The 19,663-nt window shown below is 62.5% G+C and carries 18 protein-coding genes and 1 tRNA gene; 10 read left to right on the top strand and 9 right to left on the bottom strand.

From position 1 onward, the window contains the following. Positions 1-25: 25 nt before the first annotated feature. The 4 genes from VJZ71_14870 to VJZ71_14885 all read left to right on the top strand — a co-directional run bounded on the left by VJZ71_14870 (position 26) and on the right by VJZ71_14885 (position 5,414). Positions 26-997 (top strand): HDOD domain-containing protein, encoded by a 972-nt coding sequence (locus VJZ71_14870; protein HKQ49351.1) that lies wholly within the window; start codon positions 26-28, stop codon positions 995-997. Between the two features lie 185 nt (positions 998-1,182). After that, positions 1,183-3,990: a sialidase family protein gene (locus VJZ71_14875; protein ID HKQ49352.1), complete on the top strand. Its 2,808-nt coding sequence runs from the start codon at positions 1,183-1,185 to the stop codon at positions 3,988-3,990. Between the two features lie 55 nt (positions 3,991-4,045). After that, the gene (locus tag VJZ71_14880; GenBank protein ID HKQ49353.1) at positions 4,046-4,798 is read left to right on the top strand and encodes a PIG-L family deacetylase; all 753 of its coding nucleotides are present in this window, start codon (positions 4,046-4,048) and stop codon (positions 4,796-4,798) included. A gap of 1 nt (position 4,799) precedes the next feature. Next, entirely contained in the window at positions 4,800-5,414 is a 615-nt protein-coding gene (locus tag VJZ71_14885) for a LemA family protein (GenBank protein HKQ49354.1), read from the top strand. Positions 5,415-5,436: 22 nt separating this feature from the next. Here the strand turns inward: VJZ71_14885 and VJZ71_14890 are convergent, their stop codons facing one another. From VJZ71_14890 to VJZ71_14905, 4 genes are read right to left on the bottom strand one after another with little or no spacing between them, the layout of a single operon-like run. Next, positions 5,437-5,856, bottom strand: a complete 420-nt coding sequence (locus VJZ71_14890; protein ID HKQ49355.1) for a putative toxin-antitoxin system toxin component, PIN family — start codon at positions 5,854-5,856, stop codon at positions 5,437-5,439. Next, the gene (locus VJZ71_14895; GenBank protein HKQ49356.1) at positions 5,853-6,098 is read right to left on the bottom strand and encodes a hypothetical protein; all 246 of its coding nucleotides are present in this window, start codon (positions 6,096-6,098) and stop codon (positions 5,853-5,855) included. The genes VJZ71_14890 and VJZ71_14895 overlap by 4 nt, the downstream gene beginning before the upstream one ends. 59 nt (positions 6,099-6,157) lie before the next feature. Continuing rightward, positions 6,158-7,810, bottom strand: coding sequence for an SPASM domain-containing protein (locus tag VJZ71_14900; GenBank protein HKQ49357.1), 1,653 nt, complete (start codon positions 7,808-7,810; stop codon positions 6,158-6,160). Next, a complete protein-coding gene (locus VJZ71_14905; protein ID HKQ49358.1) occupies positions 7,807-9,801 on the bottom strand; it encodes a 6-hydroxymethylpterin diphosphokinase MptE-like protein in 1,995 nt (664 codons plus the stop codon). The genes VJZ71_14900 and VJZ71_14905 overlap by 4 nt, the downstream gene beginning before the upstream one ends. A 120-nt stretch (positions 9,802-9,921) precedes the next feature. On the opposite strand from VJZ71_14905, the gene VJZ71_14910 reads away from it, so the two are divergent. Further along, entirely contained in the window at positions 9,922-11,163 is a 1,242-nt protein-coding gene (locus tag VJZ71_14910; GenBank protein HKQ49359.1) for an endonuclease/exonuclease/phosphatase family protein, read from the top strand. 29 nt (positions 11,164-11,192) lie between these two features. After that, positions 11,193-12,278, top strand: a complete 1,086-nt coding sequence (locus tag VJZ71_14915) for a PilT/PilU family type 4a pilus ATPase (GenBank protein ID HKQ49360.1) — start codon at positions 11,193-11,195, stop codon at positions 12,276-12,278. Positions 12,279-12,313: 35 nt separating this feature from the next. On the opposite strand, the gene VJZ71_14920 is transcribed toward VJZ71_14915, so the two are convergent. The 5 genes from VJZ71_14920 to VJZ71_14940 form a co-directional block, all read right to left on the bottom strand. Next, the gene (locus tag VJZ71_14920; GenBank protein HKQ49361.1) at positions 12,314-12,979 is read right to left on the bottom strand and encodes a non-canonical purine NTP pyrophosphatase; all 666 of its coding nucleotides are present in this window, start codon (positions 12,977-12,979) and stop codon (positions 12,314-12,316) included. A 194-nt stretch (positions 12,980-13,173) separates the two neighbouring features. After that, positions 13,174-14,133 (bottom strand): hypothetical protein, encoded by a 960-nt coding sequence (locus VJZ71_14925; protein HKQ49362.1) that lies wholly within the window; start codon positions 14,131-14,133, stop codon positions 13,174-13,176. 3 nt (positions 14,134-14,136) lie between these two features. Further along, positions 14,137-14,883, bottom strand: a complete 747-nt coding sequence (rph, locus tag VJZ71_14930) for a ribonuclease PH (GenBank protein HKQ49363.1) — start codon at positions 14,881-14,883, stop codon at positions 14,137-14,139. A gap of 9 nt (positions 14,884-14,892) precedes the next feature. Next, positions 14,893-15,378 (bottom strand): tRNA (adenosine(37)-N6)-threonylcarbamoyltransferase complex ATPase subunit type 1 TsaE, encoded by a 486-nt coding sequence (gene tsaE / locus VJZ71_14935; protein ID HKQ49364.1) that lies wholly within the window; start codon positions 15,376-15,378, stop codon positions 14,893-14,895. Next, positions 15,375-16,346 (bottom strand): thiamine-phosphate kinase, encoded by a 972-nt coding sequence (locus VJZ71_14940; protein ID HKQ49365.1) that lies wholly within the window; start codon positions 16,344-16,346, stop codon positions 15,375-15,377. Before VJZ71_14940 ends, tsaE begins: the two co-directional genes overlap by 4 nt. Positions 16,347-16,435: 89 nt before the next feature. Here VJZ71_14940 and ispD point away from each other — a divergent pair, with 89 nt between their 5' ends. The 4 genes from ispD to VJZ71_14960 all read left to right on the top strand — a co-directional run bounded on the left by ispD (position 16,436) and on the right by VJZ71_14960 (position 19,582). Continuing rightward, positions 16,436-17,188, top strand: a complete 753-nt coding sequence (ispD, locus tag VJZ71_14945) for a 2-C-methyl-D-erythritol 4-phosphate cytidylyltransferase (protein HKQ49366.1) — start codon at positions 16,436-16,438, stop codon at positions 17,186-17,188. A gap of 190 nt (positions 17,189-17,378) precedes the next feature. Further along, entirely contained in the window at positions 17,379-18,326 is a 948-nt protein-coding gene (locus VJZ71_14950) for a hypothetical protein (protein ID HKQ49367.1), read from the top strand. Between the two features lie 93 nt (positions 18,327-18,419). Further along, a complete protein-coding gene (locus VJZ71_14955; GenBank protein HKQ49368.1) occupies positions 18,420-19,427 on the top strand; it encodes a glycine cleavage T C-terminal barrel domain-containing protein in 1,008 nt (335 codons plus the stop codon). An 82-nt stretch (positions 19,428-19,509) separates the two neighbouring features. Then, positions 19,510-19,582, top strand: a tRNA-Lys gene (locus VJZ71_14960). Positions 19,583-19,663: the final 81 nt, after the last annotated feature.

Genomic DNA, 19,663 nt, shown 5'->3' on the forward strand with positions numbered 1-19,663 from the left:
CGGCCCACCCAGGCGGGTCTTGGACATGCCGACGCCGGACCAGATTCTGAGGACGATTCGTGAAAACCCCCGGGTACCGGCCCCGTCGCAGGCCGTGGCCAAGATCTTGTCGCTCAGCAAGGATCCGAACTGCGACACGCGAAAAATCGCGGAGTCGATCAGCCGGGACGGCGCACTGACGCTTCAGCTACTGCGCGAAGTGAACAGCGCCCTATACGCCGGGACGCGGACGACGTCGTCTGTTCAGGAGGCGTGCGTGCGGCTGGGGCTCAAGCGCGTGCGCGCCGCGGTGATCAATCAGCAAGTGGTGAGCGGTCTGGGGAAGGCGTGCCCGCCGGGATTTCATCCGCATCGGTATTGGCAATCGGCGCTGGCGATCAGCGTCGCGGCGCACGACCTTTGCAAGCAACTGCTGCCGGCGTCGGCCGAGGATGCGGGCACGGCGGGGCTGCTTTGCGACATCGGGATCGGACTCTTGGCGTATGGGATCACCGATACGTATCGACCGTTATTGAAGGAGTGGTATGCGGCCCCGCAGGCGGATCTTGAGCGAATCGAGCACCGCGCGCTGGGCATTACGCACGCGCAGGTCGGAGCGGCGATCCTGACGGACTGGAAGCTGGATCCGCATCTAATTTCGGCAGTCGAGCATCATCATGACGAGCCGCCGGTGGCCGCGCCGGGCGCGGAGGACCGGTTTGAGCGCATTGTTGCCGCGGCCGTCACCATCTCGCGGATCGCGCTGAACGGGTCGGATATGGAGTATGTCGGACGGCTGTATGGGCAAATGGAGGTGTTGACGCCGAACGCCGATGGGGTCATCAACAAGCTTCTCGACACACTCGTCGGGCACATTCAGGCGAGCGCGGAGTCGCTGGCCGTGGAGATCGGGGGGACGGAGGAGATGGCGTCCAACTTCGAGGAGATGGGGGAAAGGATGCCCAATCTCGCACATTGTTTTTCTCACAAGCCCATGTCGCGGCAGGACCTCGATTGAGGTGGGGGGCCGAACGATCGAATCCTTGCAATCCGAAGCAATTATCGGGTAATATGGACCTCTGAGGTCCATCGGACTTTATGCAATATCGATGCGGAGTTCCCGCTGCGCGCGGGCCACCGCGCGAACGGTAGGGGAGCCCGGAACCGTCCTCGCATCCGGGCGATTATTGAAGGGAGATCTCTGTGCGTTATCCATCGCGTTCGACGGCGGTGTTGTTCTGCGCTGTCAGTTTCCAACTGGTTGTTTCCACGACGGCTTTCGCTCAAGAATCGAGAACCCAGACACCACGGACACCGGTCGTATTGGAACGGCCTGGCGATCCCTACGCCCCGCGCGGGACAGTAGCTCCCGTGGGCGTCAGCGTGATTCCGCGGGCGCCGGCGGGCAGCGTGCAAGTCAATGTGGATGGGGCCGGGATGAACATCCCCGGCGATGCGGCCAATGAGCCCTCTATCGCGGTTGATCCGAGCGACCCCAGCCGCATGGCGATCGGCTGGCGGCAATTTGACACCATTGCGTCGAATTTTCGGCAGGCGGGCAACGCGTACACGGCGGACGGCGGCACGACGTGGACGTTTCCCGGCGTGCTGAACCCCGGCGTTTTTCGGAGTGATCCGGTTCTGCGTGCGGACGGGTTCGGACGGATTTTCTATTGCAGCCTGCAAGGCACCTTCTGCATGGACTCGTATCGTTCGCTGGACGGTGGGGTGACCTATCCGCTGAGCACGAACATGCTCGGTGGGGACAAGGCGTGGATGGAGGTGGATCGTCGCACGAGCGGGATGGGTGCGGGGAATATCTATTCCGCGTGGAGCTTCGGGGCCCCGTGCGTGGCGGAGGTGGGCCTGTTCACGCGCTCGACGGACGCCGGGCTGACCTGGATGACGCCGATCGATACCCCGGTGCCTTCGGTGTTCGGGACGCTGGCGGTGGGCCCGGACGGCGAAGTGTACATCGCGGGTGTCGATTTTCCGTCGTTCAGTAATTCGACATTTGTGGTGGTGCGGTCCTCGGATGCGCGCAACCCGAACGTCACGCCGACGTGGGACGCGTTGGCGGTGGGTAATCTGCTCGGCGGGTCTTTGCAGGGCGCGGGCGCGCCGAATCCGGGGGGATTGCTGGGGCAGGTGTGGGTCGGTGTCAACCATGCCGCCGGGCCCAATCGCGGCCATGTATACCTGCTCAGTTCGGTCGACCCGCCGGGGGCCGATCCGCTGGATGTGATGTTTTCTCGAAGCATCGATGGGGGTCAGACGTGGAGCGCGCCCGTTCGGGTGAACGACGACCCGACGAATAATGGCGCATGGCAATGGTTTGCGACGATGGGAGTGGCTCCGAACGGACGGATCGACGTGATCTGGAACGATACGCGGGACAACCCGGGTGGGAGCAATCTATCGAGTGTGTACTATTCCTATTCGATCGACGAGGGCACGACGTGGACGGCCAACGTCGCCAAGACGCCGCAGTTCGATTCCTTGATCGGCTGGCCGAACCAGAACAAGATCGGCGACTATTACGACGTGTATTCGGATCTCGGCGGGACGCACGTCACTTATTCCGCGACCTTCAACGGCGAGCAGGATGTCTATTACATGCATATAGACATTGACGACTGCGATACGGATGGCATCTCGGACGCGGATGAGATTGCCGGCGGGTCGGACGACTGCAACTCGAACGACATTCCTGACGAATGCGAGCCGGATTGCAACGGCAACGATATTGCCGATGAATGCGAAGTGCCGCCGCTCGGCGCGGGGGTGGACTGCAACTCCAATCTTGTGCCCGATGAGTGCGAGCCGGACTGCAACAATAACGACGTGCCGGACGTCTGCGACGTTCCGCCGATCGGTCCGGGTCCGGACTGCGATTCCAACGGTATCCCCGATGCCTGCGATCCGCAGGACGACTGCAATACCAACGGCATCCTGGATATCTGCGATCTGGCGAGCGGATCGAGTCCGGATTGCAACAACAATGGCATTCCGGATGAGTGTGAGGTTCCACCGCTGGGTGCGGGCGCAGATTGCAACACCAACCTGATTCCAGACGAATGCGAGTCGCAGGCGGATTGCAACACCAATTCGGTCCTCGACATCTGCGATGTGGCGACGGGGACCAGCGACGACTGCGATTCGAACGGTGTGCCGGACGAGTGCCAATTTGACGGCGTGTTCGCGCTGGTTTCGGCAGACTTTGAGGGCGGGATGCCGGTAGGATGGAGCGCGACCGGCCTGTGGCACGCGACGTCGGCCTGTCCGCGTTCCAATACGTGCGACCCCACACAATGGGCGTATTACGGCATTGACGCGCAGTGCAACTTCAATACCGGGGCGCTTACCCTGGGTTCGATGACGGCGCCGCCGGTGGCGGTCCATCCGGATACCGCTTCGCTGACACTGACCTATTGCTCGGCGTATTCGGGGCAACAGGGTAATTCGAATGTCAGCGGCCGCGACTGGGCCTGGGTAACCGTGAACGGCGTTGAGGTGGACGACATCAGCCTGGGCGGCAACCAGTCGACGTGGGAGACGCGGACGGTCAACCTCGTGGGTTATGCCGGCCAGACGATCACGCTCGCCTGGAAGTTCGATTCCCGCGATGCCGTTTCCAATACGACGTTCGGTTGCCAGATTGACCAAATCGTTCTGACGGCCGTGGTGACGAATTCGGACGACTGCAATCTGAACGAGACACTGGACGAATGCGAGATCGCGGCCGGTACGGCGGGCGACTGCAACAACAACGGCACCCTTGATGAATGTGAGCCGTCGCCGGTCGTTTGTCCGTGTCCCAGCGTACTCGGAAACGTCGACGCGATCGTTCCCGTGGACGGCCAGGATATCGACGATTTCGTCGGCTGTTTCCTCGCCGGGCCGGGCGTGCTGCCGCCTTGCGGATGCGCGGACATGGACCAGAACGGCGTGATCAACCAGGCGGACGTGGACCTGTTTGCCGACTGTCTGGTCGGCGCGGGATGTCCGTAAGCGCCTGCCCGAGCGACTTGTTGCACGGGTGGGGGGGTCCTATGATGGGCCTGTCGTGTCGGATGCCGTAGACATTCTCTTTACCGCTCCCCACCCGGACGACCTGGAGATCGGCTGCGGTGGGACGATCGCCCTGCTCGTCAAGCAGGGCTATCGCGTCGCGATGGTCCACCTGACCAACGGCGAGCCGACACCGCTGGGGGACCCCGAGACGCGGGTGAAGGAGATGCGGGCCGCGGCGGATATTCTCGGCGCGCAGGTCGTCGAGATCGTCGGACTCACCAATCGCGTGCTCATGGACGGTCCCGAGGCGCGGTACGCGCTGGCCAGCGTCGTACGGAAGCACCGACCGCGGGTGCTGGTCGGGATCGCCGGACGCACGGTCGCGGCATCGCCGGACCATTACCAGGCGCAGCTCATCACCGAGGCGACGCGGTTCTATTCTCAGCTTACGAAATGGGACGATCGGTTCGGCGGAACGCCGCCGCACCGGGTCGATCACCTCGTTTACCGGGCCATTCCGCGATCGGCGGAGATTCCGCACTTCCATGCACAGTTTGTCGTGGACATCAGCAGCACGATCGAGCAGAAGATTGCCGCGGTGGAGTGCTACCGGTCGCAGTTCCCATCGAAGCGGTTCGCCAACCTGAAGCACTACATGCTTTCCACGGCCGGCTATGAGGGTGCGGGCGGGGGTTACGATTACGGCGAGTTGTATTGCATGCCGCGACCGCTGGGGGTGACGGACATGATGTCGCTGTTTGGGAAGTGGCCGTTGCCATCGCCGATTGACCCGCCGAAGGTTTAGCATGTCGTCCGAAGCGATTGTTCAGGGTTACTATTTCGCGCGTACGGAGGCACCGGTTGGCGCTATCGTCATTGCGGCGGTCGTGCTGGTGCCGGTCGTGTGGTTCATCGCCACGCTCAATCGGTTCATTCGCCTGGGGAATCTGATCAAAGAGAGCTGGTCGAACGTCGATGTCGTGCTCAAGCGGCGGTATGACCTGATTCCGAATCTGGTCGAGACGGTGCGAGGGTATGCGAAGCACGAGCGGGAAGTGCTGGCGGAGGTGATCGCGGCGCGGGATCGGGCGGCGGCGTCGAATGGGCGCGCGGCGGAGCAGGCCGCCGATGAGAACCGGCTGGTGCATTCGGTCAATACGCTTCTGGCGCGGGCGGAGGCGTATCCGGAGTTGAAGGCGAATCAGAATTTCCTGGCGCTTCAGCAGGAGCTGGTGAATACGGAAGACCGGATTGCGGCGGCGCGGCGGTTCTACAACGCGAACGTGCGGGAGCACAACACGCTGGTGGATCAGTTTCCGTCGATGTTCGTGGCGCGGATGATGGGGCGGCAGAAGGTCGATTTCTTCGAGGTGGAGGACCTGGCGATTCGGATGGCGCCGAAGGTGGCGCTGGGTGTTTAAGGCAGCGAGCTTGGTTATCGTTTCATACGGGGGCACGCTCGACTATTTCAAGTAACTGGGACGGCGTTACGATCTCGGCATGGGCAAACCTCTTCAACGGCAAGAGGTGTCGGCGGTCGCCGGTCACAATATGCGTCGCTTCGCCGACGAGCGAACATTCGAGAACTTTGTCGTCCCCCCGGTGCGCCTGTGGGCCCATGAAATCGCCGGAGATTCTCACAACTTCAAAAATGGAAAGGAGCGCAGCCAGGACCGTATCGATTTCGGAATCCGAGTATTGGAGCTTCGCAGTGAGATTAGTCGCCAATTCGTCGAGGATTTCAGGGCAGGTGATGCCTCGGATGCGACCAGCTTTCACGAATTCGACGCATCGGCCCGGTGTCCCACCCCAGCCGACGGCCGAAAACAGAACATTCGTGTCGAAGACGACGCGATGACTCACCGCAGGTCACCATCGACTAATTCCTCGATGAAGTCCTGGCGTTGATCGTCGTTCAAGCGGTCCCAATCCAGCCCTTTTTCGCGAGCAAGTTCTCGTAGTCGGGATTCGCCCTTGGCCTGGTACTGTTTCCACCCATTAGAGTCGGCCTGAGCCATTTCAAAGAGCACTGCACGTCGGCGGCCGGGATCAAGCTGGCGGAAAAGTTCAACGACCTGTTTTTCTTGTTGCGTAAACGAAATCATATTCGAAGTTTCCTACATCCCTACGCCTGGCGAAGACTCATAGGTTATTATACGCGTCACTAAGGCCGGTGCCATTCATCACATTTCGAACAGAGCGGGGCGCTGTCGAAGCAATTTCCGCGAATAGCGTTGATTTTGGCCGAGTGCCATAACTCCGACAGCGGCGATTCGTCGAGGCGGCCGATGGTCTGGCGGGCGGCGAAGTCTTGGTCGCAGGTGGTGAGGCGGCCGTCGGCGAGGATCATCGCGCGGGAGAGCGTTCGGCGGCAGACGGTGCGTTTGGGCGGGGCCATCAAGCTGAGGGCGCGGGGCTGGCGCTGACCGGCGTAGTGCGAGTGCCCGGTGACGAGGCAGGCGCCGAGGCGGCGTTGCCAGTGGTCGTAGAAGGCCTCCATTTCGTGGATGTTGTCTTCGGATTTGACGAATGATGGCACGATGAAGGGCGCGACCGAGCCCGAGGATTGGCGCCGGGCGAGCCAGCTTTCCACACGGCCCGTGGCAGATTCGAACGCGTCGAGGCCGTGGACCTTTTGGTAGGTCTCGGCGGTCATGGCATCGAGGGTGACTTCGATGACGTCGACGGGCGCTTGGAAGAGCGCGTTCTCGATGGCGGCATCGTCGCAGAGGGCGGGGGTGCGGACGGCGATGGTGGCGGCGGTGGACTCGCGAAGGACGCGGCATATCGCTGCGAATTGAGGGTGCAGGAGCGGGTCGCCGAAACCGGCGAGGACTATTCGCACGTCGTCGTGGTCCGCGATGGATTCGGCGATGGAGCGGATGGTGTCCAGCTTGAGCGGGCCGCGCTTGCCCACGGTTGCACCGCGCGGGCGAAGCAGCGACGCTTCGGGGAGGCGGTCGTCCGTGGTCAGTTCGATTTCGATTTCCTGGGGGACCGGCTCGAGATGACGCTCGGCGCGATCCAGCAGCCAGCGGCCGATGCGCGCGGCGTCCCAAGCGTCCGCGCCGGCCTCGATTAATTCGCGTAGTCGGCGGAGGCTGCGCTCGGTGTCGGCGATCAGTCGGCCGCGGGCCTCGATCACCTCGGAGGGAGGCCGATAGCACGGCTCCTTGCCGGACAGGTCGGCGAAGGCGCGGTCGGGGTGGTAGAGCAGGAGCATTCCGGGGGGTTGGTTGGCGGTCGCAAGTTCGTCGACGAGTTCGCGGTGCAGGATGACGCCGGACAGGCCGGGCGGGGTTTGGGCGAAAGTCATGCGGAAGCCGGCCGCGATGTTTTCGAAGTGATCGATCATGGCGTCGATCATGGAGGGCTCGATCAGGCACGCGGAAGCGGGGATGGAGATGATTGCGCTGGCGAGGGCGCGCTGTGCGGTTTCCGCCACGGCGGCGGCGTTGTAGTCCTCGTCGAAGCAGCAGAGGCCGCCGATCCCGCCACGCCAGCCGTCGAGGCCCCATAGGCGACCGGCGCGGACGAGGGGGGAATATGAAGGCGTTTGATCAACGGTCTGAATTTTGATGCGCGAGAGTGCGTCGTCCGCATTGGTTGGAAGCGGCAGGCCGGCCAGGAGCGTAGCGACCGCCGGTTTTTGGTCGGTGGGTGTTAGCAAGTAGATTTCGTCAACGTGTTTGGCAATCAAGACGCGCTCGACGGTGCGGCGGAGGACCGGTTTACCGCAGAGGTTTTCGGCGAGGCGGGAGCGCATGCCCAGGGGCGATCGGGCGAGGTCTACGGCGATCGTGGCGATGGTTTTCATTTGGTGGCCTCGATGGCGGCGTCGAAGCGATGCAGGGAATGGTCGAGGATGCCGCCGAGTTCTTTGCAGCCTTCGAGCATGGCGTCGATGAACTGGATGTCGCGTTGGATTTGGCGCTGGGCGCGGGCCTGGTCTCCGCCCTCAGGGGCGTGGAGCTTTCGATCGGCGGCTAATCTTTGCAACTCGCCGAGCTGGGAGACGTCGCGGACCATGGCGAAGATCGTTTCGTGGTCCTGCACGAGGGTGCGCAGTTCATCGACGCGGGCGATGCGGCGGTTGAAGGCGGAGGAGTCTCCGACGAGGTCGGTTAGTTCATTAAGGATGTCGCGGGTTTCGCGGCAGAGGGATTCAAACTTGTCCAGTTCCTTGCGGCGGGCAGCGAGGGCGTCGCGAGCGGGATGCAATTGACCGGCATCGCCCCACGGGTGGCGCAGGTAATCGAACTTGGCGGCGTCGATCGTTGAGCGGCAAAATTGGCCGGCGGCGTCCGCGAGCTTCATGATCGTGGTGCCCGCCTTTCGGGCGCCGCCTTCGGTGGCGTCGATGACGCGGGCGGCGGATTTGGCGAAGTCGCGCTCGAATTGTTCCAGATAGGTGAACATCTGGTCGTCGGTGTAGATGTCTCGACCATTGATGTCCTTCACCTTGCGGAGGATCGCGCGGTGGCGGGCGATGCGCTCCCATTCCTTCATTTCCAGCGTGGTGAAGCGGCCGAGTTCGGGGGCCCAGGCGCGGTGCATGGCGACGCCGGGCGTGTAATAGCAGTGACCGCCGAACGCGAGGTCCTGGCCGACGAAGATGATCGGGTCGCAGCCGAGCCACTGAGCGAGATAGAAGGCGAGGTGCATGACGGTCGCGCCTGCCTCAAGCGGAGAGCGCTGGGCAAGACCGTCGCCGACGCAGCGGCGGGCGAAGGCGTTGTCGAGGAGGATGAGGCGGCGGTTTTTTCGGAGGGAATGAGGGATTGAGGGATTAAGGGATTGAGGGTCTTGTTTCACGGTCCCTGGTACGTCGGCGCGAAAAGCGTCGATGACGTGCCAGGAGGCCTTGGGTTCGGCGACGAGGACGAGGTCGCCGGGGATTTCGAGGTTTTCGAAGAATTGGCGCGAGAGGTCGCTGAAGTCGAGCGAGGTGACGAAATGGGGGCGAATGCCGCGCTCGAGGAGCGGACGAAGGGTCGTCTGGGCGGCGATAATGATGGCCTTGTCCTGCAAGGCGACGAGTTGATCGATGTTGCGGGCAAGCGACGGACCGGCCGCGACGAGAATGGCGGGGCAGCCGGCGAACCGGTTGCGCAAGATGTCAATCGGGGGCGTCGAGACGTACGTCGGCAGATTGGCGGCGATGTTGCGGCAGGTGATCGAGGCGTTGCGGACGAGCGTGACGAGCGACATCTTTGCGAAGGCGGCGAAGTCGAGCAGGGCGGTGCGGCAGGCGGCGTGGAATTCAGACTGATGATCCCTTGCGACCGGCGGGACGGCGAAGAGCGTGCCGAGCATGAGGATCGTGCTGAAGTGCATGATACGCTCGTGGAGAAATCCCTTGTCGAGCCGGTTGATGAAGGCGATGCGACCGGCGGCGAGGGGGGCGGAGAGGTCGGTCTGCTCCAGGGCGGTCTTGATGGTGACGAGGTCGGGCTCGCTGATGAGATAGACAACGTCGGGACCGAAGGCGTCGAAGAGGGCCTGCAGGTGATAGCCGAGGCCGAGACCGCAGAGGATGACGCAGGCGGCATCGGTTTTTTCCAGGGTATCGCAGAATTCGCGGGCCTCGCGGTGCGGGTCATAGCGGCTGTGCAGATAGAGGGTGCGACCGTCGGCGGTGGAGACGCGGGCGGTCGGCGGACCGGCTTTGGAGGGCTGAAGGTCGAGGGCCGCATCGAGGGGGAGTTCATCGATCTGCTGGGCGAGGCGGGCATCGAGCCGCCAGAGCTGCGCCATGTTGCGCAGGAAGACCGGATTGGGTTCAAGGTGGGCGGTCACGGCGGGCATAGTAACGTATCGGCGGCGATTACTTTCCGCTCGAAATGCCAATACAATGCGCCATTGCCAGAAGGGGTAGAAACTCAGGCGATTGGCGGGAGGGCGGTCGCCGCAAATTTGGAGCGAACCATGCACGGTTTCAAGATGAGCATCTGGGCGATCTTGGTGGCGGCGGCCATGGCATCGCCCGCGGCGGGACAGATCCTCCCCAAGGATGCGGGCATTCCGGTCGTCGATTGGAAGGATGCACCCAAGCATGTTGATCATGAGATCATTGTGCAGGGGCGGATCGTTCAGGCGCGGAACATTGGGAAGATCACATTTTTGAATTTCGATACGGCCCGCAGCTTCACGGCGGTGGTGCATCAGCCGAATTACAAGAATTTTCCCACACCGCCGCACACCCTGTATGCGCACAAGCTGGTGCGGATTCGGGGCGAGGTTACGACCTATCAGGGCAAGCCGCAGATAGAGGTGACGAAGCCCGACCAGGTGACGATATTGGAAGAGGAGTTGCCGATTCCGCCGAAGGCCGAACCCAAGGCGCGGGCGTTTGACGGGACGGTCACGATCGGCACGTTCAATATCCTGAATTTCTTTGACGAACACGATTGTCCGTACCATTCGGACGAAGGGACGCCGGCCAAGCCGAAGGAGCAGTTGGAAAAGGTAGCGGAGCGGATTCGCGCCGCGGATGCGGACGTCCTGGCGCTGGAAGAAGTGGAGAGCCGGTTTTACCTGCAGCAGTTCGTTGCGGCGATGCTACCGGACATGGGCTATCAGCACGTTGTGTGTTTTGAGGGCAACGATAAGCGGGGGATCGACGTGGCCCTGCTCTCGCGTTTACCGGTCGGGCCGGTCACGTCGCACATGTATGAGCGGTTCAGCGATGGGTCGGGCAGCGAGACGTGGTTCCAGCGCGACCTTTTGCAGGTGCGGATCGATCCGCCCGATGCCCCGTCGTTCCAAGTCTTCGTGGTGCATTTCAAGAGCAAGCGGGGCGGCGGGGATACGGAAAAAACCCGGCTCGCGGAGTGCCGGCAGGCGAGGAAGGTCCTCGATCAGGAGCTGACGAAGGACAAAGACGGACTGTTCGTCATTTGCGGGGATTTCAACGACACTTTCGAGAGCAATCCGCTCAAGGCGATCCGCGGGACTGGGCCGACGGCGCTGGTCGATTTCATGAAGGACTTTGCCAAGGATGCGGTGACGTACAACAAGGCCCCCCATCGCAGCAGCATCGATTACATCCTGGCGTCGCCGGCCATGGGCGGACGCTACGTTGACAAGTCGTATCGCGTGATCGAAGGGTCGATTGAGACGGGGGGTTCGGACCACAACCCGGTCGTGGCGACGTTCAAATTGAAATAGGGCGGGCTCGGACCGCGGCGAGGCCAACCATGGATTTCAACCAACTGCTCAAGTTCGCGGTGGATAACAACGCCTCCGACCTGCACGTTCAGGCGGGCTCGCCGCCAATGATGCGGATTGCCGGTCAGACGCGGTTTGTGAACTCGCCCGCCTTGTCAAACGAGGACGCCCGGAACTTCGTGATGTCCGTGCTGCCCGAGAGCCGCAAGGCGGAAGCGGACCGGGCGATCATCGCGGGGATTGATTTTTCGTATCAGCACCCGAACTCCGCTCGGTTTCGGTGCAGCGCGTATTCGCAAGTCGGGCGCTATGGCATCGTGATGCGGGTCATCAAGGGAAAGCTGCCGTCGATTGCGGACCTGAAGCTGCCGCAGGTGATCCACGAGATCGCCCTGTCGCAGCGCGGGTTGACGCTGGTGACCGGTACGACGGGGAGCGGGAAGAGCACGACGCTGGCGACGATGATCGACCTGATCAACGAGACGTACCGGACGAAGATCATCACGATCGAGGACCCGATCGAGTTCATGCACGTGAACAAGAAGGCGCTGGTCTCGCAGCTCGAGGTGGGGACGGACACGCCGTCGTTCGAGCAGGCCCTGCGACAGGCGCTGCGACAGGACCCGGACGTGATTCTCGTCGGAGAGATGCGCGACGTGGAGACACTGCGGATGGCGCTCCGCGCGGCGGATACGGGGCACCAGGTCTTTTCGACGCTGCACTCGTCCAACGCCCCGCAGGCGATCGAGCGGATCGTGGCCATGTTCCCGCCGGGCGAGTACGACACGCTCCTGTCGCAGCTTTCGGCGTCGATCGAGGCGATTATCTCGCAGCGGCTGGTCGTCGCGACGGGCGGCACGCGGCGACCAGCGGTCGAGGTGCTGCGGGGCACGCCGGTGACGGAGAAGTTCATCCGCGAGAAGCGGCTGGGCGAACTCTTGACGTACATCGAGACGGGGGAGTCGGGGATGCAGAGCTTCGATCAGCATCTCTTGAAGATGTATCAGGAGCAGGCAATCAGCGGGACGGAGGCGATGCGCTGGGCGACGAACCCGGAGGCGCTGGGGATGGGGCTAAGGGGGATACGACGGATTGGGGGCGGGGCGAAGGCGTAACACCTCGCTTGCGCTTTGGGCTGGCAGTTCACCATTCACAGATTAGCGAGCCTCGTGCGCATCATTCGTAAGGCCTGGCCACGATGGCTGAGGCGGTTTTTTTCTTCGGCGGGGAGTTCGGCGACGGTCCGGCCGAGTTCCGGCACGAGAAAATAGGGGTCGTAGCCGAAGCCGCCTGCGCCGCGGGGGGTGTCGATGATGCGGCCTTCGAAGACACCGTCGGCGGTGGCGAGGATGCGGTCGGCGTCGGCGAGGACGAGGATGCAGTGGTAGCGGGCGGTGCGTTTTTCCGGCGGGATGGTGGTTAACTCGGCGATGAGTTTCGCGTTGTTGGCGCGGTCGCGGGCTTCGCGGGGCAGATGGGCCGCGGCGTGGTCAAAGTACGCGGAGTGGACGCCGGGTTTGCCGCCGAGGGCGTCGACCTCCAGACCGGAGTCGTCGGCGAGGGCCCACATGCCGGCGGCCTTGGAGTAATACGTGGCCTTCAGCGTGGCGTTGCCGAGAAAGGTTGATTGATCTTCGTGCGGTTCGGGGATGGGTTGGGGAAGGTCGGCGAGAGAGAGCCAGCGGATTGCGCCGAGTGAAGAATCCCGTCGCTGGCGCTCGGGGCTCGGATCAGAGTTCTCCGTCAGGAGGGCGACAATCTCGCGGAATTTTCCGGGGTTGTTGGTGGCGATGAGGATGTCGCGGGGAGTGGGCATCGGGTAAGTGTCGCTCCTCCGCCCCTCTGGGGCGGCAGGAAATAAACTCGTCCTCTATCCACGGGTTCCGGTCGCCAAGGGCGACCTCCACCCGTGGCTACGGTCATTTGCCCTTCCGGGGCATATGAGTCAGTTCATCGCGCTTGTTTAAGGAGGGCAAATATACTGTTCCTTGAGAGCAGTGGCACAATCGATCAGCCGCCGGAGCCGGTGGGGATCGTTTGCAGGTCGCTTGACTCGCCGGTGCGCGGAATTCTTACGAGGAACGACCAGTTGGGGATACGGCCCTTTTGACCGGCTTCATTGACGGCGCTGCGGTAGATGATGTGGCCGTTTTCGAGGTTGTACTTGAACTCCTCCTTATTGCGCAGCTCGATGACGGCGGGGCTCATTCGCTTCTTGCCTTGACCGTCGTCGACGAGGGCGTCTTCGCCGAAGGTGCCGACGCAGATGCTGCTGAGGGGGCGGTCGGGGTCGTGGTAGTAGTAGGCGTCGTAGCCGCGGTTGCGGAGGTCGCGGACCCATTCGACGGCCGCTTCTTTGTAGTTGTGGAGCGTTTCGGTGTTGTACGTGACGCCGATGTTGAGCGTGTATACGCCGCGGGCGCTCTGCAGGTCCCATTCCGGCGGGCCGACGTGCTCGGTGGGCATGACGGTCGGCCGGGCGCTGAAGAAGGGGTATTTGTCGCCGAGGGCGAGCTTGCGGATGAAATCGAGGTCACGTCGGATTTCTTCGTTCAATTCGATGATCACGTCGCCCTGGGCATGGTCGTCGGTGTCGGTCCTGGCCTCCACGTATTTGAGAGGGTACTGGCCGTAGAAGATGCGGCTGCGGTCGGCTTCGTTCTGCACCCAGACGTCGTCGGCGCGAAGTTCGCGGCGTTTTTTCAGGAGCCGCGCCATGTTGTCGGCCATCTGCTCGCGTTCCTCGCGGCTGGCGCTGCGGTAATCGTTGCACTCGATGGTCCAGATTTCCGCGTCACCGACCTGCTTGCCGAAAAGGGGGCGGTTCGAGTCCACCTTCCAGAACTCGTCCCACTTTTTTTGATCTTGTTGTTGACAGGCGGCGAGGAGGAGGAAGGGGACCGAGTAACACGTCGTCCGGCAGAAGCGGCGGGCAGAACCCGCCCTACGAAATTGCGATCCGAATGTCATAGGTCACGCTCGGCGTTTTCCCAGCGTCTTCTGTTGAATCGTACGTAGCTGGCGGATGCCTTTCTCGGCGAGGGAGATGATCCGCGAAAGCTGGCCCCGGCTGAAGGCCCCGCCCTCGGCGGTGCCCTGGACCTCGATAAACCGGCCTCGACCGGTCTGCACGACATTGAAATCGACCTCGGCGTCCTTGTCCTCGACGTAGTTGAGGTCGAGGAGGGGCCGACCAGCGACCAGGCCGACGCTGATGGCGGCGACGGAGTCGATGATGGGACTGGCCGTCAGGAGTTTGCTCCGCCGGAGGCCCGAGACCGCGTCGATGAGGGCGATGTAAGCCCCCGTAATGCTGGCCGTTCGCGTTCCGCCGTCAGCCTGGAGGACGTCGCAGTCGATCCAGATGGACCGCTGGCCGAGCTTTTTCATATCGACAATGGCGCGGAGCGAGCGGCCAACGAGGCGCTGGATTTCCTGGGCGCGGCCATCGACGCCTTTGCCGCGGCTGCGCGGGCGGCGCTCGCCGGTGCTGGCGGGGAGCATGTCGTATTCGGCGGTGACCCAGCCGAGACCCGAGTCCTTTCGCCATGGAGGCACGGATTCTTCGACCGAAGCGGTGCAGAGGACGTGCGTCTCGCCGAATTTAATGAGGACCGAACCCGCGGCGGACCTGGTGAAGCCGCGGATGATTCGGATCGGTCGGAGTTCGTCGGGTCGGCGACCGTCGGTTCGGGGGCTGCGGGAGGGGCGTTTGGGCATGGGGTTACGTTACCGCAGGCGCGCGCGGTTGGCCAGCCGTGCAGCGAGGTCGGCAGAAGTAGTGCGCAGGGTCAGTCGGCGTTCGTTGTCGCTGACGACGGAGAGTTCGATCCAAAGGGCTGCGGCAGGGATCGCGCCGGTGACGCGGTCGGCCCATTCAACGAGGACGACGGTATTGCCGGCGCACATTTCGTCAAAGCCAAGGGCTTCCAATTCAGAGGCGCTCGTGAGTCGGTAGGCGTCAAGGTGGTGGATGGGAAATCGTCCGGCGTATTCGTTGACGAGGACGAAGGTGGGGCTGTTGACGAGCCGCGAATCGGGCACGCCCAGGCCGAGGGCGATGCCTTTGACGAGTTGGGTCTTGCCCGCGCCGAGAGGACCGACGAGGGCGACGACGTCGCCGGGGGAGAGGCAGGCGGCGAGGTCGCGGCCGATGCGGAGGGTGTCGTCGGGCGACGACGAGCGCAGTTCAAGGTTCGTCGGGGGCGCAGTCATTTAAAGTGTTGCCATCCGCGGGGTTCGATGACGGATATTGTCGCGTTCGATCGTTTGAGTCGAACGCCAGGCTCTTTCTCTGCGATTCCGATTGTTCGATAGCGAGGTGTTACTTTCTGGTCGAGCAGCCACTGGCCCTCGGAAGATTCTCCAAGTCGAATCCACGCTGCAGGTTCCACCGCAAATAACAGCTCAAAATCCTCTCCATCGTTTAGCACATGGTCGAGAACGGTTCGACCATCGTCCTTTGACGTCTTGATCGCAGCCTTCGACGCGAGCAATTCAATCGAGAATTCGCCAAATTCAATTCCACGGTTCGACGCCTTCGCCAGTCGGTGGGCGTCTGTGGACAGACCGTCGGACAGGTCGATCATTGCGTGCAGGTCGGAGCCTAATTTCTCCGCTAACCACTTTGCCTCGCGGACGCGGGGTTCGAAGTCGATGTGATGACCTGCGAGGCTGCCACCCAACTCGCCGGTGACGATTATCAGGTCGTGAGCCTTCATGCCGCTGCGTTGCACCGGCTTGACTCCCGGCCAGGGTTCAGCGACGAGCGTCACATCGACGGCGAGGGGCTGGTTCCAGCTATTGGTGTCGCCGCCGATGATGGCGACCTCGTAGCGCTGGGCAAACGACTCTATTCCATCATAGAGCCGTTGGGCCTGTTCCATTGTCCAGGTGTTGGGCAAGGCGACGCTGACCAGCGCCCAGCGCGGACGGACGGCCATCGCGGCGCAATCAGACAAGCTGACCGCCAAGGCTTTGCGACCGATCTGTTCGGGGGTGTGTTTGGAGGTGTCGAAGTCGACGCCGTCCATGAGCATGTCGCAGGTGAGGAGGACTTCGCCGACAGGCGTGCGGATCATGGCCATGTCGTCGCCGATGCCGATGGGGATGTCGGAGGTGCCGGGTTGGGAGCGAGTTCGCTCAGAGATCCAGGCGATCAAGTTGTCTTCGCTTTTTTCCATTGCGCGAATGAAAAAAGAATCAGGAACCAGCTCGCCGCCTTGTACGGCGTGACTATCCTTATTGTAATAGGACGTAGCGGAGGTGCTGTATGGGCAAGATGAGCGCGATCGTGGTCGCTGCGGGGAGCGGTGAGCGGTTTGGCGGGGGGGAGAACAAGGTCTTCGCCGTGCTGGATGGCCAGCCGATCTTTCTGCGGGCCCTCCAGCTCTTCGTCAATCGCGAGGATGTTGCCCAGACCATCCTCGTCGTGGCTCCGGCGGATATGGAGCAGATGAAGAACAAATTCGGGGCCAACCTTGGGTTCATGGGGGTCAAGTTGGTTGAAGGCGGGGCCGAACGGCATGACTCCGTGGCCAATGCCCTGGCGGCCGTCAGCGAGGATGCGGAGTTTGTCGCCGTTCATGACGCGGTGCGGGTTTGCGTCGCGGTTGAGTGGATCGATCAAGTCTTCGAGGCGGCGGTCAACACCGGGGCGGCCGCGCCCATCTGTCCCGTAACCTCGACCCTTAAGCGCGTGGATAAGGACGGGATCATCACCGAGACCGTCAGCCGCGAGGGGCTACACATGGCCCAGACGCCGCAGGTTTTTCGCAAGGATTGGCTGGTCGGGGCCTATGACGATTTCAAGTCGGGGGCGATCGGGATTCCCGAGGGCGTACCGCTGACGGACGACGCGCAATTGGTGGCCGCCGCCGGTCATCCGGTCGCAGGCGTTCGGGGCGATCCGCGCAACATCAAGATCACGACGAAGGGGGACCTGGTGCTGGCCTCGGCGGTACTGAAAGCCCTGCCTCAAAAACCCGTCGCCCGTCGCGGTGCGTTTGAGGAGGCGAAGTGGTAGTTGGCAACCGCCAGATTCGAAGCCGCCAACAAATCACAGCCCCAAAGCGTACTTTCAACGTCGCATATTACGAACTTTCGCTTGACCAGCGGGCCGAGGACTGGTGCAATAGCGAAGACCTGTCTCAACGGACGAGAAGGCAGGGAGGGTTCCGCGGACCTGCCGCGGCACGATCCAAGGGATTGGTTCAATGGATTCCACACGCATTCACCGATCGGTCGCCACGTTTCTCATCGCCGCATGTCTCATCGCCGTCTACGGATGTGAAGGGTTGGACCGCAAACACGACTATACCGTAGTCGATGTGAAGCCGCCGCCCGAGGACGCGGAGATTGTCAAGGCACGTTCCGGCGACATCGCCAACTTTGCGGACAAGGTTGAGGCGTTGATGGAGACTCGCGAGCACTACCTGGGCCAGCTCCGGGAACTAGAGAAGCTCTATTTGCAGGCGGGCGACAGTACGAAGGCGGATTGGGCGCGTCGGCAGCGCGCGCTGACCGAGGCGGTCGAAGTTTATCCTTATCTGACGGCCGCGACGACGGAACATCGCGCCGAAGTCTCTCCGCAGGAGTCGATTCCCGAGGCGGATGCAATTTTCAACAAGGCCCTGGCCATCCACAACCAGGTCAAATTGATCCCGCTGGCCGGGGCGCTGCCGAACAACAAGAAGAAGGCGCGGGATGCCTTGGGGATGTTCAAGAAAGTGCTCAAGGAATACCCGACGTCGGACAAGGTGGACGATTGCGCGTTCTACTGCGGAGAAATCTACAAAGAGTATCTGCGCGAGGACGATCCGAACGACGAGCTTTCGATTCGCTACTATCAATGGGCGGCGGCACTGGATCCGAAGACGCCGCACGCTGCGCGGTTCCAATGCGCGGTGGTGTACGACTTTCGCCGGCACGATCGGGCGCGGGCCATCGAACTTTACAATCAGGTGCTCGACACCGAGGAGAACGGCAACCAATCGAACCTGCGTTTTTCGGCGTCCCGGATTGAACAGCTTACCGATGAGCAGTACAGCCATCTGAAACCGAATGCTCCCAAGAGCTCGGTGGCCGGTGAACCGCGCGGCGAGCCAGGAGCCGGCGACGCTGAAATCCAGCCCGCGGCGGATCGAGAGCCGACCGGCGAATAAGCGTTCAATTCGGCGGCTTCCCTATAATTTCAAAGCGGCCAGCCTGCCCTGGCCTTCGCTACAATTCCGTGCGCCCGCGGCGTCGATACTGCCATGCCCAATCCACCGGAGATTCAACAGCAATACCGCGCGGCGATGACCGCCGGCGGGGTTTATGCACGCGCGGATCGAGGATTGATCGAGGTTCGCGGCAAGGATCGGGCAACCTGGCTGAATAATCTCGTCACCAACGTGGTCAAGACGCTCCAGCCGGGCGAGGGGAACTACGCCTTCGCCACCAGCGTCAAGGGTCGGGCCGTCTTCGATATGAACATCCTGATTCTGGACGATCGCTTGTGGTTAGATGTGGACCGCCGCCAGATCGAAACGGCAACCAAGCATCTGGAACGGTACGTGATCACCGAGGATGTTCAGCTTGCCGACGTCTCCTCGACCGTCGAGCGTCACGCGGTCATGGGGCCGCGAGCGGGCGACGCGGGGGGCCGGCTGGGCCTGGGCAATTTTTCGCCGATGAGCCAGTTGCAGCACGTCGCGGGGCGAATCGGTGCATCGGAGGCCCGTTTTGTCCGCCATGATTTCGCGGGTGTTCCGGCGTTCGAGATCATCGTGTGCGGCGAAGACCGTGCCGCGGCGCGAGCGGCGCTTGACGCACTGGCCGGCGAACTCCACCTGGCCACCTTGTCCGCGGCGACGGTTCAGATCCTGCGAATGGAAGCGGGGATCCCGGCATCGGTGGATGACATTGATGAAGAGGTCGTTCCACCGGAGACGGGCCAGGTCGAACGCGGGATCAGCTATCACAAGGGCTGCTATCTTGGACAGGAGGTGATCGAGCGGATGCGCTCGCACGGTATCCTCGCCCGCAAGCTGGCGGGACTTCGTGTGAGCGGCGAGGCGATCATCGAGAGAGGGGCGGAGATATTGTCGAATTCGACCGTAGTGGGGCGAGTGACCAGTAGCTGCTTCAGCGAGGCGATGGGCGCCGTGCTTTGTCTGGGATATGTGAAGTCGGCTCTGGCCAAGGTGGGTACGCCCGTCCGCGTTGTCGTCAGCGGCGACGAGTTTTCGGGCGAAGTCGTTCCACTTCCGGTGAATGCGTAGGACGAGAGGGGCAGGTCCCGAGGCTCGGCGGCCGTGCCGGCGTTGTCAGAGACAGGAAATCAGGCTAAAGTCGAGGTCTCCAGGGAGCGTAGCTCAGTCGGTAGAGCAACGGCCTTTTAAGCCGTGGGTCCTGGGTTCGAGTCCCAGCGCTCCCATCTCCATTTTATTGCCGGTGCTCCTTTTTTCGGTTCTTTCGTGCCGCGCGGGATTGGGCACACGACTACCGTGCAGAGAAA

The organism is Phycisphaerae bacterium (genome assembly GCA_035275405.1).
Taxonomy (GTDB): domain Bacteria; phylum Planctomycetota; class Phycisphaerae; order UBA1845; family UTPLA1; genus DATEMU01.

Excerpts from the sequence above, each read along its gene's own strand:
- VJZ71_14870 (HKQ49351.1), top strand. The coding sequence starts at position 26 with ATGCCGACGCCGGACCAGATTCTGAGGACGATTCGTGAAAACCCCCGG.
- VJZ71_14885 (HKQ49354.1), top strand. The coding sequence starts at position 4,800 with ATGTCGTCCGAAGCGATTGTTCAGGGTTACTATTTCGCGCGTACGGAG.
- VJZ71_14895 (HKQ49356.1), bottom strand. The coding sequence starts at position 6,098 with ATGATTTCGTTTACGCAACAAGAAAAACAGGTCGTTGAACTTTTCCGC.
- VJZ71_14900 (HKQ49357.1), bottom strand. The coding sequence starts at position 7,810 with ATGAAAACCATCGCCACGATCGCCGTAGACCTCGCCCGATCGCCCCTG.
- VJZ71_14905 (HKQ49358.1), bottom strand. The coding sequence starts at position 9,801 with ATGCCCGCCGTGACCGCCCACCTTGAACCCAATCCGGTCTTCCTGCGC.
- VJZ71_14910 (HKQ49359.1), top strand. The coding sequence starts at position 9,922 with ATGCACGGTTTCAAGATGAGCATCTGGGCGATCTTGGTGGCGGCGGCC.
- VJZ71_14915 (HKQ49360.1), top strand. The coding sequence starts at position 11,193 with ATGGATTTCAACCAACTGCTCAAGTTCGCGGTGGATAACAACGCCTCC.
- VJZ71_14920 (HKQ49361.1), bottom strand. The coding sequence starts at position 12,979 with ATGCCCACTCCCCGCGACATCCTCATCGCCACCAACAACCCCGGAAAA.
- VJZ71_14925 (HKQ49362.1), bottom strand. The coding sequence starts at position 14,133 with ATGACATTCGGATCGCAATTTCGTAGGGCGGGTTCTGCCCGCCGCTTC.
- rph (HKQ49363.1), bottom strand. The coding sequence starts at position 14,883 with ATGCCCAAACGCCCCTCCCGCAGCCCCCGAACCGACGGTCGCCGACCC.
- tsaE (HKQ49364.1), bottom strand. The coding sequence starts at position 15,378 with ATGACTGCGCCCCCGACGAACCTTGAACTGCGCTCGTCGTCGCCCGAC.
- VJZ71_14940 (HKQ49365.1), bottom strand. The coding sequence starts at position 16,346 with ATGGAAAAAAGCGAAGACAACTTGATCGCCTGGATCTCTGAGCGAACT.
- ispD (HKQ49366.1), top strand. The coding sequence starts at position 16,436 with ATGGGCAAGATGAGCGCGATCGTGGTCGCTGCGGGGAGCGGTGAGCGG.
- VJZ71_14950 (HKQ49367.1), top strand. The coding sequence starts at position 17,379 with ATGGATTCCACACGCATTCACCGATCGGTCGCCACGTTTCTCATCGCC.
- VJZ71_14955 (HKQ49368.1), top strand. The coding sequence starts at position 18,420 with ATGCCCAATCCACCGGAGATTCAACAGCAATACCGCGCGGCGATGACC.